Genomic DNA, 17,000 nt, shown 5'->3' on the forward strand with positions numbered 1-17,000 from the left:
CGGAGTGAACAATGAAATTATCTGGCTTATTCAAGGTTAGTCTTGTAGCTACAGCAATCTCACTAGCAGGTTGTGGCGGTGGTGATATCAACATCAACGTAGAAGAAACAGTTGAGCAACCAACTACACCTACTAACCCAACTACACCACCAACAACTGAAGAGTTACCGGGTGTATACAGCCAAAGTCTTTCGAACGAAGTGTCTGCTGCATTAGGTCGTGATGTGACAGTACAAGTTCTTTCAGGCGTAATCACTGAAGATACAACATTATCAACAGACGCATTTTGGGCGCTTGATGGTGCTGTATTCGTTGGTAACGATAAAGCAGACAGTGCAACGTTAACAATTGAAGCGGGTGCGGTAGTATTCGGTAACAGCGGTTCTGATTACCTAGTTGTTAGCCGTGACTCTAAAATTGAAGCTACAGGTACTAAAAACGACCCTATCATCTTTACTTCTAAGCAAGACGTAGTTGGTGAAGAAACATCTGCAGGCCAATGGGGCGGTATGGTGCTTCTTGGTAACGGTATCTCTAATAAGTGTCCTGCTGAAGGCGATTGTGCTCTTCAAGTTGAAGGTGTTGAATCTGGTGCTGTATTCGGCGGTACAGACAATACAGATAGTTCTGGTACTTTAAAGTACGTTGTTGTTAAAAATGCTGGTTATGAAATTGCCCCAGATAATGAACTAAATGGTATTACATTTGGTGCTGTTGGTTCTGGTACAACGGTTGAGTACTTACAAGTTCACAACAACTCAGATGATGGTGTTGAATTCTTCGGTGGTGCGGTAAATCTGAAGCACGTTGTATTAACAAGCATCGACGACGATAGCATCGACTGGGACAATGGTTACCAAGGTAAAATGCAATTCGTTTACGTTGAACAAGATCCAGATTCAACAGATGCAAACCGTGGTATCGAAGCAGATAACGACGGTAGCACACCTTCTAAAGAACCAAAATCATTACCAATCATCTCTAACTTAACAATCATCGGCAACAACTTCGACGGTGAAGACGATGCTGAGGGTATCTACCTTCGTGAAGGTACAGGTTTACACCTTTACAACTCTGTGATCACTGGCTCTGACGAAATGGGTGAGTGTTTAGAAATTGAAGGTGCTGAAGACGGTGTAAGCGAAACAGTTAATAACGCTAACGATGGTACTATCTTAATTCAAAACACATTCATGTCGTGTACTAATGGCGAAAACTTCAAAAACCCAGTTGATGGTAGCGGCAATTCATTACTAGAGCTTGAAACGTGGTTTACAGCACAATCTGGTAACGTAATCAATGATAAGCCAATGCTTGGTGCAAACGGTCAACCAATTGCAGGTTCTCCATTACTAGGCGCGGGCCAAGATGTAGCAAATACTGTTGATGCGTTCTTCGATACAGTTGACTTTGTTGGTGCACTGAATGATTCAGATGACTGGCGTGAAGGTTGGGCATTTGGTTACGGTGGCGGTGAAGTAACTGCACCACCAGCAGTAGCAGGTTGTCCATCAGGTACAACGTCAATTTCTCCAGTTGATGGCAGCACAACAACATGTGAAGTGTCTGGTCGTATCACCGCTGATTTAACTCTTACTGCGGGTAACTACTACGCATTAAGCGGCGCAGTATTTGTAGGTGAAGATAATGCAGATTCAGCTACTTTAACAATCGAGCCAGGCGTAACAGTATATGGCCGTACAGGTGATGATTACTTAGTAATTAGCCGTGGTTCAAAAATTAATGCTAACGGTACTAAAGATGAGCCAATCTCGTTCACTTCAAGCCAAGATGTGATGGGTGGTACTACAGCCGCTGGTCAATGGGGTGGTTTAGTACTTCTTGGTAACGCACCATCAAACAAGTGTCCAGCAGAAGGTGATTGTGCACTTCAAGTTGAAGGTGTTGAGTCAGGTGCGGTGTTCGGTGGTACTGATACAACGGATAACTCAGGTACACTGCGTTATGTTCGTGTGATGAATGGTGGGTACGAAATCGCACCAGATAACGAATTAAACGGTATCACGTTCGGTGGTGTTGGTTCTGGTACAACTGTTGAGTATGTACAAGTACACCAAAATGCGGATGACGGTGTTGAGTTCTTCGGTGGTAACGTTCAAGCGAAGTACTTAGTACTAACAAGCATTCAAGATGACAGCATCGACTGGGACAATGGTTTCCAAGGTAAAATGCAGCACATTCTTGTTAAGCAAGCAGCTGATAACTCAGACGCGAACCGTGGTATTGAAGCAGACAACGATGGTTCTACACCGTCTAAAACACCTAAGTCAAACCCAACAATTGCTAACTTAACAATCATCGGTAATACCTTTGATGGTGAAGATGACTCAGAAGGTATGTACTTCCGTGAAGGTACGGGTGCGCAAATCTATAACGCAATCGTAACGGGCCCTGAAGGTATGGGCGAATGTCTAGAGATTGAAGGTGCTGCTTCAGGTGAAAGTGAAACAGTTAAGAATGCTCAAGATGGTACCTTAATGATTAAATCATCAGTGATTGCATGTTCTGAAAACTTCAAAGACCCAAGTGGTGTAGATTTCAGTGTTGAAAACTGGTGGACAAACACATTAGGTAACTTAGTTGCTACAGGTCAAACGCAAGTTGTAAATGGTATCTTCACTATCGATACAACAACAGCGACAGACGTTAAAGCAATCGACGGTTTCTTCGATACAACAACGCACATTGGTGCAGTATCTGCTGATAACAACTGGACTGAAGGTTGGACAGTAGGTCTGGAATAACACAGTAAGCGAGGTGCTAAACAACGTGTTTAGCACCTTTAAACAACTTTCTGTAACTTATTTCAGATAGAGGTAAACATGAAACAATATTCAAAACAGTTCAGCTTAACAGCACTAAGCGCAGCTATCTTATGCGGATTGAGTGTCTCAGCACACGCAGCTGAAGCAGACGAAGAAGCTGTTCTTGAAGAAGTTGTTGTAAGTGCAAGTCGTTTAAAAGGCACTGCAACAGCTGTTCTAGAAGAGCGTAAACAGCAAGCATTCGTTGCTGATATTATGGGTGCAGAGCAAATTTCACGTAGTGGTGATAGTGACGCTGCTGCAGCGCTACGCCGTGTAACAGGTTTAACACTTGTTGATGGTAAGTTTATTTATGTACGTGGTCTAGGTGAACGATATTCAAGTACACAGTTAAATAATTCTGCTGTACCAAGCCCAGATCCAACGCGTTCTGTATTACCACTGGATTTATTTCCATCAGGTATTATCGAAAGCTTATCAGTACAAAAATCATATTCACCGTCAATGCCAGCATCTTTTGGTGGTGGTAACGTTGATATTCGCTTGAAATCAATTCCTGATCAGTTTGTATTTGATGTGACGGGTCAGCTTGGTTATAACAACAATAACTTTGATGATGGTCTTGAATACAACGGTGGTTCGGATGACTGGTACGGTGTTGACGATGGCACACGCGAAATTCCGCGTCCTATCCTTGATGTATACCAAAGTGGTCAATCGCTTGATGATTTAACACCTGAGCAAAGCCGTGCTTTAGCACTGTCGTTAAATCGCGATTATGATCCAAAATCAGCAAAGGTTGATCCAAATACAAAGTTCACTGCCACGTTAGGTAACAGCTTTGAATCGGATAAATGGCGCTACGGTTTCTTATCGTCGCTTAGCTACGATAATAAACACGTTGTTTCAGATGAGTATCAAGGTCAAGGTTTCTTGATTGGTGAAAACTCAACAACCATGATCCGTGGTTATGACCAAGTACTAAGTACAGAACACACGGTTAAGACATCAGGAATGGTTACGGTTGGTGTTGAGTATGACAAAGCGCATAAAATTGACTACACAGCATTAATCCTACGTGATACTGAAGATAAAATTTCAGACCGTTTAGGTATTGACCAAAACAACAATACCTCAGACAACAAGCGTGTACGCTCGTACGATGTTCGTTATGAAGAGCGTGAGCTGATCGTTAATCAGTTAAAAGGTATGCATACTTTTGATTGGTTGAATTACGCGGGTTTTGACTGGAAGTATTCAATTGGTCGCTCAAACCGTTACGCACCAGGTAACATGGAAACTCGTTTCATTGTTACTGATGCTAACGAAGATGGGTTTTACGATACAGTAAACGAAAGCGCATTAACCAATGCAACAACAGCTGCACGTTACACTTTCCAAGATTTGGATGATGAAGTAGAGAACTACGGTTTTAACTTTACGTTGCCTATTATGCTAGATGGCGTGGATGTTGAGCTTAAATCAGGTGCCGACTTTATCTCTAAAGAGCGTTCAGCAACTAACCGTCGTTTTGATATCAATACACGTGCATTCTCAGATGTTGACTTAAACGGAAATGAGTTAAACACCATTTTATCTGATGATGTACTTACAAACGCGTCACTAACGCAGCCAATCTTAAACGACACAACGGTTTCAGGCGATGACTATAAGTCAGCGCAGAAAGTGGATGCATACTACTTCGAAGCTGATTTCTTCTTCAATAACACATGGCGTATTACCGGTGGTTTACGTTGGGAAGATTTCCGTCAAGTATCTGTTCCTCTTGACCCATTTACTGGTGGCCTTGCATCTTCTATCGATTATGATGAGTTAGATCAGCTCGCATTCCGTGAAGACGACGTTTATAGCGCACTTGCATTAACTTATGTACAAAGTGACGAAACGCAATGGCGCTTAAGCTATGGTGAAACTGTTGTTCGCCCAGATTTACGTGAGATTTCTGACGCAACTTACATCGATCCGCTTACAGAATACCCTGTAGGTGGTACGCCAGGTCTACGTACAACCCAAATCAAAAACTATGATTTCCGCTGGGAAAACTATTTTGATACGGGCGAGAACTTCTCTGTTGGTGTGTTCTATAAAGACATGGTTGACCCAATTGAGTCTGTTCAATCACCTGCACAAGATGGTCCACCTCTGGTACGTATTGCTAATGCAGAAGATGGCTATGTTGCTGGTGTTGAATTTGAATACCTGAAAGATTTCGCTTTCTTAGGTGGATTCTGGCAAGACGTATTCATGACAGGTAACGTGACTTTAAGTGACTCAGAAATCAACATGGACCGTCAGGCGATTGTTGAACAAACAGGGGTTTCTGCAGCGGTTACAAATACAACACGTCGCATGACGGGTCACTCAAAATATGTTGTAAACATGCAGTTAGGCTATGACGCACCTAGTGGGCAACATGCTTCAACGCTAATCTATAACGTATTTGGTGAGCGGATTATAATTCCTGGCATTGAAGGTCAAGAAGATTGGATGGAGCAACCTTTCCACTCTCTAGACTTTAACTACACCTATTTCCCTGATTTCAACTCAAGCTTGAAGTTTAAAGTGACGAATATTTTGGGCGCAAAATCTGAAATAGAGTCAGCGGGTACCTTAACTCGCTCTAAAGAGAAAGGCACTGAGTTCTCAATTGAGTACAAATATCAGTTTTAAATCTCTGACCAAGGAAGGATACAATAATAAATCCTAACGTTGATTTAGCCCTGCACTAGCAGGGCTTTTTTGTTTCTGTATTGTCTATAAACCATTGCGTGTTATGGTAGTTCTAAGTGTTAAAACAGGGATTTAAAATGGACTTACGGTTAATTATAAATGGCAAAAAAGCGGCTGATGAGCAGCTTCGTGACGCCATCGGTCAATTTCGAACTAGTCAGCAACTTGCGGTGCGTGTTACCTATGAAGGCGGTGACATTGAGCGCTTTATCAATGAAGCCGTGGCAGAGGGTGTAAAACGTGTTGTAGTAGCTGGTGGTGATGGCACCGTTAATGAAGCCGTTAATGCATTAATGAAACTGGAAAAGTCACAACGTTTAGAGCTTGCAATTTTACCTATGGGCACAGCAAATGATTTTGCAACAGCCGCTAATATTCCTCACGGGTACTTGCCAGCGCTGAAACTTGCCGCACAGGGTCAGCCGTATGCAATTGATACGGTAGAGGTTGATAAGCGCTATTTTGTGAATGTAGCCAGTGCTGGCTTTGGGGCAAAAATTACCGCAACCACACCGCCTGCACTGAAAAACTTACTCGGTGGTGGCGCGTATACCTTGGCTGGTCTTGTACAAGCGCTGAGTTTTGTACCTTACAGTGGCGAGTTAACGCTGCCTGATGGTGAACGTACTTCGGGAGATATTATTGCCGCCGCCGTATGTAATGGCCGCCAAGCGGGCGGTGGCCAGCCACTTGCGCCACATGCGTACATAAATGATGGCTTGGTTGATTTAGTGGCGTTTACATCATTTGCAATTTCAGATGTACCAGCGGTTATCGAAGAGCTCAGCAATTACCCTAATTCATCGCAACAATGGGTAAAACGCTTTCAAGTGCCTTGGCTTGAATGGCAAACACAAACAGAAATGCCAATAAACTTAGATGGCGAGCCAATCACCTCAAAACAACAGCGTTTTGAAGTGCATGCTGGCGCGCTAAACATGGTGCTACCAGACGCTTGCCCGATGCTAAGATGAAAAATTTTGATGTTACTCGGTTAGCGCTGGTTTTGCTAAGGCCGCAATGCTAGATTACTTCTGTAAAAATTAAACTCTCACGCAATGGACTTTAATTTTTAACAGTTTAGGTAATTTGAATGAATCAAACAGTGGAACAAACAATGAAAAAAGTAGGATTAGTCGGTTGGCGGGGCATGGTTGGCTCTGTGTTATTAGAACGTATGCAGCAAGAAAATGATTTTTCTAATATCGACACGACTTTTTTCACCACCTCACAAACCGGTCAATTAGGTCCTGATCTTGCGGGTCCTGCTAAACCGCTTTTAGATGCCAATGATATCGCTGAGCTTGCGAAGATGGATATTATTGTTACTTGCCAAGGCGGTGACTATACCAAAGCCGTTTACCCGCAATTACGCGAATCAGGTTGGCAAGGTTACTGGATTGATGCGGCATCGGCACTGCGTATGAGTGACGACAGTATTATTGTGCTAGACCCAGTAAACAAAGACGTTATCAGTGCAGGCTTAGAGCAAGGTGTTAAAACCTATGTGGGCGGCAACTGTACCGTATCACTTATGCTATTAGCGCTAGGCGGTTTATTTGAACAAGACTTGATTGAATGGGTAAGCCCAATGACATATCAAGCGGCTTCTGGTGCAGGCGCACGCAACATGAAAGAGTTAATTGCGCAAATGGGTGCAATTCACGAAACTGTGGCAGACAAGCTTGCAGATCCAAATGCTGCGATTCTTGAGATTGATAAGTTAGTCACCGAAAAAATTGCCTCAAGCGATTTACCGCAAGACCAGTTTGGTGTGCCTCTAGCTGGTAGCCTTATCCCTTGGATTGATGTACCAATGCCAAGCGGTCAAAGTAAAGAAGAGTGGAAAGCGCAAGTTGAAGCAAACAAAATTTTAGGTAGCAGCGAACAACCTGTCCCTGTTGATGGTTTATGTGTTCGCATTGGCGCAATGCGTTGTCACTCACAAGCGATGACAATTAAGCTGCGCAAAGACATTAGCGTTGAGAAAATTGAAGAAATTCTTGCTTCTCACAATGAGTGGGTAAAAGTGATCCCGAATGATCGTGACATTTCAGCTACAGATTTAACCCCTGTAAAAGTAACTGGCACGTTGTCTATTCCGGTAGGTCGTATTCGTAAATTAGCGATGGGCCCAGAGTATATCAGTGCGTTTACGGTTGGTGACCAATTGTTATGGGGTGCAGCTGAGCCACTTCGTCGCATGTTACGCATTATTGTTGATGGCCAACATTAATCACACATCTCAATATTAAGGCTAGCAGTTTGCTGGCCTTTTTTAGCACTAAAGGAAAGTAATGCACACCCCTAATAAATGGAAAATGACACCAGAGCGAGTATCGCAGTTTATCAAAACCTACAGCTTTGCTCTGATGGTTGATAGTGAGTTTGAGGCAACTCATTTACCTTTAGTTTATAAACCCGATGAGGGCGAGTTTGGTACTTTATATGGTCATGTGTCTCGGGCTAATCGTCACGGCAAAAGCTTGCAAGGTACCCGTGTATTAGTGGTTTTTAATGGGCCGCATAGTTATATTTCACCCACTTGGTATAGTGAGAAGCCAGCTGTATCGACCTGGAACTACGCTGCGGTGCATGCCAAGGGCAAAGTAGAATACCTCAATGATGAAAACACCTTAGCCTGCCTAGATGAGTTAATTAGCCAATACGAGCCAAGTATTTTAAACGACACCAGCTTATTGCCAGCTGATTATCAAGCCAAGTTACTTCGTGGCATTGTTGGTATTAAAATCGAACTTGATTCAATTCAGGCAAAAGAGAAGTTAGGCCAGCATAAATCGGCAGCGGATCAACAAGGTGTTGTAACAGGGTTAAAATCAGATAAACACCCAGATGCCCAAGCCTTACTTAGCTATATGCTTAAACATGAAGTAGGAATAGGCAGCTAATTTGCATCCCGCAAATGCTGCCAATTGGTTGGAAAGTATCAAGCACTGCTTTGTTAAAAGCATGTTAACTACTAAAGCTAAAGTTAGTACATTCCATGTATCTGTCAACTAAATGTCATATTTAGAGACGGTAAGTTTCGAGTTAAAGCAATCTTAGAAGATATGTAAAACTGATTGATTTTATTTATCCTAATCTACTTTGCACCGAAAAAATAAACACTTAATTATTTGCCGAACTTCCAAGCCCTCACTATATTTTCTTAAGTGCTTAGTTGGAAGTTGGCTATGAACATTTCAAAAAAATTAAAACTCGCCTTTGCGTCAGCCATTGCGCTGCCACTCATTATCATTGCTGTGCTTGTAATTACACAAACAAGACAGCAAGCCCTCGATAGTTTTGCCGAGCTTAGTGAAAGAGAAGCAAGACAAGTCGATAATGGTATCAGTATGTTTTTTGCCGAAATCGAAAAAAACGTCGATTACCTTGCTTCCCATGCCGCTATCTTAGATGCCAAGCAAGGTGTTAAAACCCATATGCAGTCACCTAGTGCAGAAAAGCTTGATCATTTAAGTGGTAGTAACATCGAACAAAACGCCTTTAGTTTGTTTGATCACTTTGGCGCCACCCACCCGGGACTTGCATATATTTATATGGGTAATGAGCAAGGCGGTTATATTCAATGGCCAGAGGGTGAAGTTACAGCGAATTATGACCCTAGAGTGAGGCCTTGGTACGAAACAGGCAAAGCAGCAGATGGTAAAACGGTAAGAACCAATGCCTATTATTGGGCAGCCGATGACATGGTAATTGTTTCTACTGTTAAAGCGATTAAACAAGCAGGAGAGTTTATTGGTGTGCAGGGCATGGATGTATCCTTGCAGGGCCTTACCGATATTATTGCGAACATTAAACTTGGTGAAACTGGCTATTTAATGTTGATTGAAGATAGTGGCAATGTACTCGTTGACGTTAAAAATGCTGATTACAGGTTTAAACAGTTAGCACAAGTCAATAACGGAAAATACAAACAGCTCGCTGAGAATAATCAGGGGCAATTTGAAATCGACATTAATGGCAAAGATTACTTAGCAAATATTTACACCTCGCAAAAACTAGGCTGGAAATTTATAGGTTTAGTTGAAAAATCTGAAGTGATGAGTGCTGCAAACGCAATGACGATTACCATTTTAGTCATCAGTGCAATCTTGATTGCTGTGTTCATTTTAGTTGCTAGCTATATTTCTAAATTAATTTCTGCACCTATTGTTGAAGTAAGTGATGGTCTTACCGAGATATCGCAAGGTGGTGGTGATTTAACTAAACGTTTAGTGATTAAAACACGCGATGAAACGGCCAAACTGGCTAACAGCTTTAACTTATTTTTGAATCTAATATCGGATTTAGTCACGCAAATTAATGATTGTGCGCAAAATGTTAGTGATACCTCAGCGCAAACATCATCACAGGCGGCGCAGTTATCTGGTTCAACATCACAGCAACAACAAGCCCTTGAAATGGCGGCCACTGCGATTAATGAAATGGCAGCGACTGCTAATGAAGTCTCTGCTAGTTGTGCCAATGCAGCCGAACTTGCATCGCAAACACAGCAGGCCTCTGAGCTTGGGCAAAGTGTTATATCTGAAACGGTTGATAGTGTTGTGTCTTTGTCTGAGGTGATCACCAAAGCAACCCAGGATATAAATCAACTCGACGCTGAAAGTGAAAATATCATGTCGATTTTAAGTGTCATAAGAGGCATTGCAGAGCAAACCAATTTGTTAGCCTTAAATGCAGCAATTGAAGCGGCGAGGGCAGGCGACCATGGTCGAGGTTTTGCGGTAGTTGCAGATGAGGTGCGTGCGTTATCACAAAGAACCTCAGAATCAACAGAAGAAATAGCAAGTCAGTTAGATACGTTACGTAAAATGTCTGATCAAGTGTCAAAAGAGATGACAACCAGCTTAAACCGTACAAACAAAACAGTTGATCTAGCTCATTCAGCACAGCAACAATTTAGCGAAATAACCGCGTCCATCGTCAATATTAGCGATTTAAATACACAAATTGCCACTGCAGCCGAAGAGCAACAGCATGTAGCCGAAGACATTAACCGCAATGTGGTTGAAATTAAAAATGCGGCAGATGATGTAAGCGAAATTGCCGATAGTGCAAGAGGTAATGGAGAGAAACTAAACCTGTTATCGAATACACTGACTGATTTAGTGGGTAAATTTAAAGTGTAAAATACACTTTGTTTCATATACTTTGCATGCTTTAATGGAATAAATAACTAAAGCGTGTAACGAATCATTTTGTTATTTGATTAGAGAACACAAGGCACGAAAACTCCTATAAAATGGCAAATAATGAAAATAGATAGTGTGAACGCCCAAGATTATCCAGAGCTACTCGCTGTATGGGAAAACTCAGTTCGATCAACCCATGATTTTATAACTGAAGACGACATCGCTTTTTTTAAGCCAATTATTATTGAACAGGCATTTCCTAATGTGACTTTAAAGTGCATTAAGGATGAGCATCAGGCAATTTTAGGCTTCGTTGGCGTACATGAGTGTAAAATAGAAATGTTGTTCATTTTAGATGCCGCAAGGGGTATGGGGATAGGTAAAACACTCTTGAACTATGCGGTTGAGCAATTAGCTGCCAACAAAGTAGATGTTAATGAGCAAAACCCACTTGCAGTGGGGTTTTATCAGCATATGGGGTTTAAAGTTGCCTCACGCTCGCCATTAGATGATATGGGCAAACCATTTCCAATATTGCATATGGAACTCGTGTAAGAACGGCTTCAGCCGTGTAGGTCGTCATTTATGGCGACAATAACCGTGAACGATGAATGTACTACGTTGAAACGCCTCCTACATACTTTCAGCTTGTGTCTCACTAACTTCTTTTTAACGCGCTAAAGCACGACCTACAACGCGCGAAACAAGTTTCACGCCTACGATAGAAAACATTAAGCACTAGGATTTAGGCTCTGGGACGCGATGTAAAATCGCTGCTACTTGTTCGGCGTTGAAACGCCTCCTAGAAACTTTCACCTTGTAGCTTGCTAACTTTCCCCTCAATCGCGCTAAAGCACGACCTACAAACGCGCGAAACAAGTTTCACGCCTACGAAAGAAAACATTAGGCGCTAGGATTCAGGGTCTGGGACGCGGTATAAAATCACTGCTACCTGTTCGCCGTTAAAACGCCTCCTAGAAACTTTCACCTTGTAGCTTGCTAACTTTCCCCTCAATCGCGCTAAAGCACGACTTACAACGCGCGAAACAAGTTTCACGCCTACAATAGAAAACATTAGGCGCTAGGATTCAGGCTCTAGGACGCGATGTAAAATCACTGCTACTTGTTCGGCGTTGAAACGCCTCCTACAAACTTTCCCCTTGTATCTTATAAAAAAAAAATCATTACTTGTCATACAAAATAATCTATTGTATTTTCAGGGAATTAAGGTTTAAAAATAAAAGGATTTTAGTAATGGTTAAACTAAATGGATTCACAGTTTTAATTTTGATTGCTATCAGTTCGCTAATAACTTATTTGGTTACTTCATCGAGCAACAATAGTGAGGTGACGGCTACCGTAATAGAGAGTCAAGTTAATAGTGATTCTAATAAAGAAGTGATCTCGGCGAATAACAAAGATATACATCAAAGCACTATTCAAGTTAAACAATTAGCCAATTCAGAGCCTGAAGGTAATAAGGTGAGTGAAGAGCGAGGTCAACAAACGAATTTAGCTGATAGACATTTTTCATCATCAGAATCTGTTACCAATTCATTCATCACTGATAATGGGCAAATTAAACAGCAAAGCGTATTTGGCGCAATCACAATTCCTGAATTTCATGACTTTTTGAATAATGTACGAGGTGCAGAAGAAACCGATAATTCAATAGTAAGAGAAGTTAAGCTGCTCGAGATGTTGAGTCAAATTCGCACAAACGACGTTTATGCTGAAGACTTTGCTTGTAGAGGTAAAGTCTGTGCTATGTCATTTCACCATGAGGCTAACTCTGATTTTGATCTTGATAAGTTGAGTACTTTTGATGAAAACTACCTTTTCACAAACACATCAAAAGATGAATCAGGTTCAACAGTGACAAGAGTCTTGTTTATTCAAACAGACAACCCATCTCAATTAGTTTTTACCAATGGATAGTCTTTGTAGATCGTCATTTATGGCGACAATAACCGTGAACATTCTTCAAATTACGTGCTATAGCACTATCTACAAGACAACGCGCGAAACAAGTTTCACGCCTACGAAAGAAAACATTAGGCGCTAGGATTCAGGCTCTGGGACGCGATATAAAATCGCTGCTACTTGTTCGGCGTTGAAACGTATCCTAGAAACTTTCACCTTGTAGCTTGCTAACTTTCCCCTCAATCGCGCTAAAGCACGACCTACAAGAGCACGAAACAAGTTTCACCCCTATACGATGAATCCCGTAGGAACGGCTTTAGCCGTGAATTTAGATGTTCGTCGTTGAAACGCCTCCTAGAAACTTTCACCTTGTGGCTTTCTAACTTGCTAACTTTACTCTCGCAACTCGCTAACTCATAACATATCTTTTGCTTAATTTAATGAACGCGATATGCTGAAGCAACGAATAAAGCATTACATGGGAGTAGCAAATGAATCTCAATCAGGTGACGTTACCTGTAAAGGATATGAATGAAGCGGTGGCTTTTTACTTAACACTGGGAATGATTCAGATTGTGGATACCCCGCATTACGCGCGCTTTCAATGCCCAGATGGTGATGCCACATTTTCGCTGTCATTAGAAACTGAAGAGTATAGTAATAGTGCGGTAATTTATTTTGAACATGAGCAGCTCGATGAGCTCTACGCAAGCCTTGTTGAAAAAGGCATTAGCTTTGAGCAGCCGCCAACCGCCCAGCGTTATTTATGGACAGAAGCAATTTTAAAAGACCCATCAGGGAATAAAATTAAATTGTATTGGGCGGGAGAAAACCGCTTAGACCCACCATGGAAGGTAGAAAAGAGAGGATGATATGTAATGAATATTACAGCAAAAGTTACTTTCTTAGTCATAGAACGCCCGGCTCATGCATTTAGATATACAGGAAGTGGTTGTTACCCTCGAATTTCATATTTGAACCGTGTCGATACCAGCTGTAGACTTATTTTTGAAGAGGGTAAAGAGTTCTTTGATGGAGAAACTGCTGATATATTTATAGAAGTGTTGGATTCATCCGCTCATCAGAGTATGTATATTGGTATGCCTTTTGAATTGTTTGTATGTCATACAAAAATAGCAGAAGGCCAGATATCAAGCTTATTTTGAGAGTAATTAATGAATTTAAATAAATGCTCTGAGGTTAAATGAAGGGCTTAATGACATTAAAAAGAATTGTTTGGTTGGTGCTTTTTTTATTACTCAGCTTCGAATCATTTTCAGCTTTTGCTTGTAATTGTGGGTATTCATTAGAACATTTTTGACGAAAAATCTAAGTCAGTTCACTTAATCAAGGTCACAAATCTAAAACTAATAAAAGCCTCTGAGACTAATAACGTTAAAGTTGATTTTGATTTAACTGAGACTCTATCAGCTAATAAATCTATAGCTAAAAATATATTGCTTAAACCAGGTGGTTGTAAACCAAGTTTGATGCCAGAGTTTGCATATGTAATTTTTATTCCGAAAAATAAATCAACTGAAACATTTATAAATAAATGCACAGGCATTATTGAATTGGGTTTGCTAGAGCATCCAGCTGCACAAGAGCAAGTGAAAGCTATAAAAGAAGAAATTATCGAGTTGGATCGTAAATTTTCAGGTTGAGTTCGATTGCAAAAAGCTGCTTCATATTTGTTGGTTTTAAAGTAGAAGCGCTAGAGTCTAGGTCCTAGCGCCTAATATCTAAAAGCTATTATCTAAAAACTTTCTACTTTTCTTTCAGTAATTGTTTTAGTTCAGCCATTTCAGCTTGAAGCTGAGCAATTTGCCCTTTGGTTGCTGGCATGTCGGCATCAGATGTTTGCTCTTCACGGGCGTTACGATGCTCTTCAGACATAACTTCTAATATTGCACCAACCATCATGTTTAAAAATACAAAGGCTGTTAAGAAGATAAACGTTAGGTAGAAAATCCAGCTGAGTTCATACACAGCCATAGTTTCATACATAACATCGGTCCAATCCTCGAACGTGGCAATCCTAAATAATGTGAGCATAGAAATAGACACATCACCCCACAGTACTGGGTTGATGTCAGCAAACAGCATGCTACCCATGGCGGCATAAATATAGAAGATCACGAACATGAGCAGGGCAATATAGCCCATTTGTGGAATGGCTTTTAAAAGCGAGTTAACTAGCAGTCTAAGCTCTGGGATCATAGATACAAGTCGCAACACGCGGAAAATACGCAGTAATCGAGCGATAAAAATCGTAGAGCCAGCTGCAGGGTAAAGGCTTCCCACCACGATTATAAAATCGAAAATATTCCAACCTTTGGTGAAAAAGTCTTTAAAACCACGGCTTGCGATAAACCGTATCACGAGCTCAACTAAAAAGAATACCGTGATACCTAAGTCCATCCAATGTAAGGCAAGCTCAGCAGTTGGATGTAAAGAGTAGGTGTGTGCACCCACTGTTAGCGCTGAAATAACAATGACAGCAATAACAAATGATTGAAAAATTTTACTTTTATCGATACGCTGAAACAGCTGTTGTAACTGCGACAACATCATATAGAACCCTTTGGTAATAATATTTAAACCCACGCAATATACAGGAAAACGCAGCACCAATGTATAACTACATAAAGGAAATTTAATGTTTTTAAATGCCTTAAAATTGGCCGTGATTGCGACCCTTGCAATACTTTTATCAGCTTGTAGCTCAGATGCCCGTTATCATGAAATTCAATCGGCGCGTTTAAGTGAATGCAATCATATGGCAGATAAAGAGTACCATGAGTGCGTAAAGCGCCAGCAAGACAGCTACGAAGAATTTAAAAAACAACAAGCAGAACATGACTAAAACTGAAAAACGTATAGATAAGGCTATTCGAGTTGCATTAACGCAAGCGTGCGAACAAGCAAAAGAACAAGTACAGGAATTTTCATGGTTAACGCATACTGCTGACCTAAAAAAGCTACCGCAATCACTAAAAGTAAGTTGTTATTGTAAAGAGCTGCCGATAACCGCTGAGCAAACCCAGTTAATTTCCAGTTTAATTATCAAAGAATTGAGCGCTATAGATTTAGCTATCAATGCAAAAGCAATTGCGTTTTTAAAGGAATAATAATGTACGTAAATTTAACCCCTAAACAGATGGTTAGCTTAAATCTAGCCCTTGCTATGTTATTTATTTGTATAGGTGTGTACAGCTTGCAATCAGACTCATTACCTATTTCAAGCTTTACCGGTTTTATATTTGCTATCGGTTTTATGGTGCAGGCCTACCGCTCAACAGAAAAATTTGCAGCCAAAACAGCGCTTAGTAAAACAATCACGGCAACAGACACGAGCTTAACGGTTAAGCAGGTTTATTATGGCGATAAAGAAGAGACTCTTGAATTAAGCCGTATTACGCAACTGAAAGTTGCTGATAACTATTTAGCCGTCATATTAGATGGCAACGGCCAAGGTTATGACTTTCAAATAAAAGGCAAAGCTGAAGCAATCACTAAACGTTTAAATGAGATATTGCCAAAGGCGCTGCTTAAAAACAGCCCAATCAAACAGGTTTAATTTGGTAAGCCAGCCGCAAATGGCTATAATCGGCAAAAATTATTGAAAGAGATATAGCAATGGCAGTGCCTACGCGTTCACAAATTTCAATTGGCTGCGAAGTCAACATTGTTTTAAAACAAGATCAACGAACAGGTCAGTTAACTCAAGGTGTGGTGTCACGTATATTAACTAAATCACCAAACCACCCGCATGGTATTAAAGTTCAACTTGATGATGGTCAAGTTGGGCGCGTGAAAGAGATTTTATCATGAGTGTTTTAAGCGAAAGTGAATTTTGGCAACTCGTGACCGCCGAAGACAAAACTGCCGAGCCTGAGTCTGTTTGTAACGCATTAAAAGCAAAGCTGACTGATTTATCTGACGAACAGCTGATGGAATTTGATAAGCAGTTTAACCTACGTATGCGTAAAGCCTATACCTGGGACTTATTTGGTGCCGCTTATGTAATGGCCGGTTGTAACGATGATTATGGTTTTTCTGAGTTTTTATGTTGGCTTATTTCACGTGGTGAACAGGCTTTTTTAAAGGCGCTTGAAAACCCGGACTCAATTGCCGAGTGTACGCCGGTTTATCATTTAAACGAACAGCCTTACCCGTATTTAGATGAGTACGATTTAATTGCCGGTATGCTTTACGAAGAACGTAATGATGACGAATTACCCTTTGTACCATCAGGCCTTGAGCAACCAAAAGGTAAACGTTTTAAAGATAAAGCTAAGTTTTTAAAACAAACCTACCCAAATTTATATGCTAAATATTGGCAGCAACCGAGTTAATTAAAAGCACCTAAGGGTGCTTTTTT

At 41.0% G+C, this 17,000-nt stretch carries 17 protein-coding genes; 16 read left to right on the forward strand and 1 reads right to left on the reverse strand.

Annotated features, from left to right (window positions below; genetic code table 11):
* The first annotated feature begins 11 nt into the window (after nucleotides 1–11).
* From AOG26_RS18370 to AOG26_RS20805, 11 genes are all read left to right on the forward strand, one after another.
* Nucleotides 12–2,765: a hypothetical protein gene (locus AOG26_RS18370; RefSeq protein ID WP_054563805.1), complete on the forward strand. Its 2,754-nt coding sequence runs from the start codon at nucleotides 12–14 to the stop codon at nucleotides 2,763–2,765.
* A 78-nt stretch (nucleotides 2,766–2,843) separates the two neighbouring features.
* Nucleotides 2,844–5,477: a TonB-dependent receptor domain-containing protein gene (locus AOG26_RS18375; protein WP_054563806.1), complete on the forward strand. Its 2,634-nt coding sequence runs from the start codon at nucleotides 2,844–2,846 to the stop codon at nucleotides 5,475–5,477.
* 137 nt (nucleotides 5,478–5,614) lie between these two features.
* Entirely contained in the window at nucleotides 5,615–6,511 is an 897-nt protein-coding gene (yegS, locus tag AOG26_RS18380) for a lipid kinase YegS (protein ID WP_054563807.1), read from the forward strand.
* Between the two features lie 119 nt (nucleotides 6,512–6,630).
* Nucleotides 6,631–7,773 carry an aspartate-semialdehyde dehydrogenase gene (gene asd, locus AOG26_RS18385; protein WP_054563808.1) on the forward strand — a complete coding sequence of 381 codons (1,143 nt, stop codon included), beginning with the start codon at nucleotides 6,631–6,633 and terminating at the stop codon, nucleotides 7,771–7,773.
* Between the two features lie 61 nt (nucleotides 7,774–7,834).
* A complete protein-coding gene (locus AOG26_RS18390; protein WP_054563809.1) occupies nucleotides 7,835–8,446 on the forward strand; it encodes an FMN-binding negative transcriptional regulator in 612 nt (203 codons plus the stop codon).
* Between the two features lie 285 nt (nucleotides 8,447–8,731).
* Nucleotides 8,732–10,690 (forward strand): methyl-accepting chemotaxis protein, encoded by a 1,959-nt coding sequence (locus tag AOG26_RS18395; RefSeq protein WP_054563810.1) that lies wholly within the window; start codon nucleotides 8,732–8,734, stop codon nucleotides 10,688–10,690.
* Nucleotides 10,691–10,813: 123 nt separating this feature from the next.
* Nucleotides 10,814–11,248 carry a GNAT family N-acetyltransferase gene (locus AOG26_RS18400; protein ID WP_054563811.1) on the forward strand — a complete coding sequence of 145 codons (435 nt, stop codon included), beginning with the start codon at nucleotides 10,814–10,816 and terminating at the stop codon, nucleotides 11,246–11,248.
* A 699-nt stretch (nucleotides 11,249–11,947) separates the two neighbouring features.
* Nucleotides 11,948–12,631 carry a hypothetical protein gene (locus tag AOG26_RS18405; protein ID WP_054563812.1) on the forward strand — a complete coding sequence of 228 codons (684 nt, stop codon included), beginning with the start codon at nucleotides 11,948–11,950 and terminating at the stop codon, nucleotides 12,629–12,631.
* Nucleotides 12,632–13,107: 476 nt separating this feature from the next.
* Complete coding sequence (locus tag AOG26_RS18410; protein ID WP_054563813.1) at nucleotides 13,108–13,488, forward strand: VOC family protein; 381 nt, start codon at nucleotides 13,108–13,110, stop codon at nucleotides 13,486–13,488.
* 6 nt (nucleotides 13,489–13,494) lie between these two features.
* On the forward strand, nucleotides 13,495–13,782 hold the full coding sequence (locus AOG26_RS18415; RefSeq protein WP_054563814.1) for a hypothetical protein: 288 nt from the start codon (nucleotides 13,495–13,497) through the stop codon (nucleotides 13,780–13,782).
* A 324-nt stretch (nucleotides 13,783–14,106) separates the two neighbouring features.
* Nucleotides 14,107–14,280 (forward strand): hypothetical protein, encoded by a 174-nt coding sequence (locus tag AOG26_RS20805; protein ID WP_160316776.1) that lies wholly within the window; start codon nucleotides 14,107–14,109, stop codon nucleotides 14,278–14,280.
* 103 nt (nucleotides 14,281–14,383) lie between these two features.
* On the opposite strand, the gene AOG26_RS18425 is transcribed toward AOG26_RS20805, so the two are convergent.
* The gene (locus tag AOG26_RS18425) at nucleotides 14,384–15,187 is read right to left on the reverse strand and encodes an ion transporter (RefSeq protein ID WP_200907879.1); all 804 of its coding nucleotides are present in this window, start codon (nucleotides 15,185–15,187) and stop codon (nucleotides 14,384–14,386) included.
* 88 nt (nucleotides 15,188–15,275) lie between these two features.
* Between AOG26_RS18425 and AOG26_RS18430 the strand changes: the two genes are divergently transcribed.
* From AOG26_RS18430 to AOG26_RS18450, 5 genes are read left to right on the forward strand one after another with little or no spacing between them, the layout of a single operon-like run.
* Complete coding sequence (locus AOG26_RS18430; RefSeq protein ID WP_054563817.1) at nucleotides 15,276–15,482, forward strand: hypothetical protein; 207 nt, start codon at nucleotides 15,276–15,278, stop codon at nucleotides 15,480–15,482.
* Nucleotides 15,475–15,747 carry a hypothetical protein gene (locus tag AOG26_RS18435; RefSeq protein ID WP_054563818.1) on the forward strand — a complete coding sequence of 91 codons (273 nt, stop codon included), beginning with the start codon at nucleotides 15,475–15,477 and terminating at the stop codon, nucleotides 15,745–15,747. Before AOG26_RS18430 ends, AOG26_RS18435 begins: the two co-directional genes overlap by 8 nt.
* 2 nt (nucleotides 15,748–15,749) lie before the next feature.
* Complete coding sequence (locus AOG26_RS18440; protein WP_054563819.1) at nucleotides 15,750–16,196, forward strand: hypothetical protein; 447 nt, start codon at nucleotides 15,750–15,752, stop codon at nucleotides 16,194–16,196.
* Nucleotides 16,197–16,255: 59 nt separating this feature from the next.
* Nucleotides 16,256–16,450 carry a YwbE family protein gene (locus AOG26_RS18445; protein WP_036971837.1) on the forward strand — a complete coding sequence of 65 codons (195 nt, stop codon included), beginning with the start codon at nucleotides 16,256–16,258 and terminating at the stop codon, nucleotides 16,448–16,450.
* Nucleotides 16,447–16,974, forward strand: a complete 528-nt coding sequence (locus AOG26_RS18450; RefSeq protein WP_054563820.1) for a DUF4240 domain-containing protein — start codon at nucleotides 16,447–16,449, stop codon at nucleotides 16,972–16,974. The genes AOG26_RS18445 and AOG26_RS18450 overlap by 4 nt, the downstream gene beginning before the upstream one ends.
* Nucleotides 16,975–17,000: the final 26 nt, after the last annotated feature.

It is taken from the genome of Pseudoalteromonas sp. UCD-33C (assembly GCF_001306895.1).
Classification (GTDB): Bacteria; Pseudomonadota; Gammaproteobacteria; order Enterobacterales; family Alteromonadaceae; genus Pseudoalteromonas.

Excerpts from the sequence above, each read along its gene's own strand:
- yegS (WP_054563807.1), top strand. The coding sequence starts at position 5,615 with ATGGACTTACGGTTAATTATAAATGGCAAAAAAGCGGCTGATGAGCAG.
- AOG26_RS18415 (WP_054563814.1), top strand. The coding sequence starts at position 13,495 with ATGAATATTACAGCAAAAGTTACTTTCTTAGTCATAGAACGCCCGGCT.
- AOG26_RS18405 (WP_054563812.1), top strand. The coding sequence starts at position 11,948 with ATGGTTAAACTAAATGGATTCACAGTTTTAATTTTGATTGCTATCAGT.
- AOG26_RS18445 (WP_036971837.1), top strand. The coding sequence starts at position 16,256 with ATGGCAGTGCCTACGCGTTCACAAATTTCAATTGGCTGCGAAGTCAAC.
- AOG26_RS18390 (WP_054563809.1), top strand. The coding sequence starts at position 7,835 with ATGCACACCCCTAATAAATGGAAAATGACACCAGAGCGAGTATCGCAG.
- AOG26_RS18395 (WP_054563810.1), top strand. The coding sequence starts at position 8,732 with ATGAACATTTCAAAAAAATTAAAACTCGCCTTTGCGTCAGCCATTGCG.
- AOG26_RS18440 (WP_054563819.1), top strand. The coding sequence starts at position 15,750 with ATGTACGTAAATTTAACCCCTAAACAGATGGTTAGCTTAAATCTAGCC.
- AOG26_RS18375 (WP_054563806.1), top strand. The coding sequence starts at position 2,844 with ATGAAACAATATTCAAAACAGTTCAGCTTAACAGCACTAAGCGCAGCT.
- AOG26_RS18430 (WP_054563817.1), top strand. The coding sequence starts at position 15,276 with ATGTTTTTAAATGCCTTAAAATTGGCCGTGATTGCGACCCTTGCAATA.
- AOG26_RS18425 (WP_200907879.1), bottom strand. The coding sequence starts at position 15,187 with ATGTTGTCGCAGTTACAACAGCTGTTTCAGCGTATCGATAAAAGTAAA.
- AOG26_RS18370 (WP_054563805.1), top strand. The coding sequence starts at position 12 with ATGAAATTATCTGGCTTATTCAAGGTTAGTCTTGTAGCTACAGCAATC.
- AOG26_RS18435 (WP_054563818.1), top strand. The coding sequence starts at position 15,475 with ATGACTAAAACTGAAAAACGTATAGATAAGGCTATTCGAGTTGCATTA.
- AOG26_RS18400 (WP_054563811.1), top strand. The coding sequence starts at position 10,814 with ATGAAAATAGATAGTGTGAACGCCCAAGATTATCCAGAGCTACTCGCT.
- asd (WP_054563808.1), top strand. The coding sequence starts at position 6,631 with ATGAATCAAACAGTGGAACAAACAATGAAAAAAGTAGGATTAGTCGGT.
- AOG26_RS18450 (WP_054563820.1), top strand. The coding sequence starts at position 16,447 with ATGAGTGTTTTAAGCGAAAGTGAATTTTGGCAACTCGTGACCGCCGAA.
- AOG26_RS18410 (WP_054563813.1), top strand. The coding sequence starts at position 13,108 with ATGAATCTCAATCAGGTGACGTTACCTGTAAAGGATATGAATGAAGCG.
- AOG26_RS20805 (WP_160316776.1), top strand. The coding sequence starts at position 14,107 with ATGCCAGAGTTTGCATATGTAATTTTTATTCCGAAAAATAAATCAACT.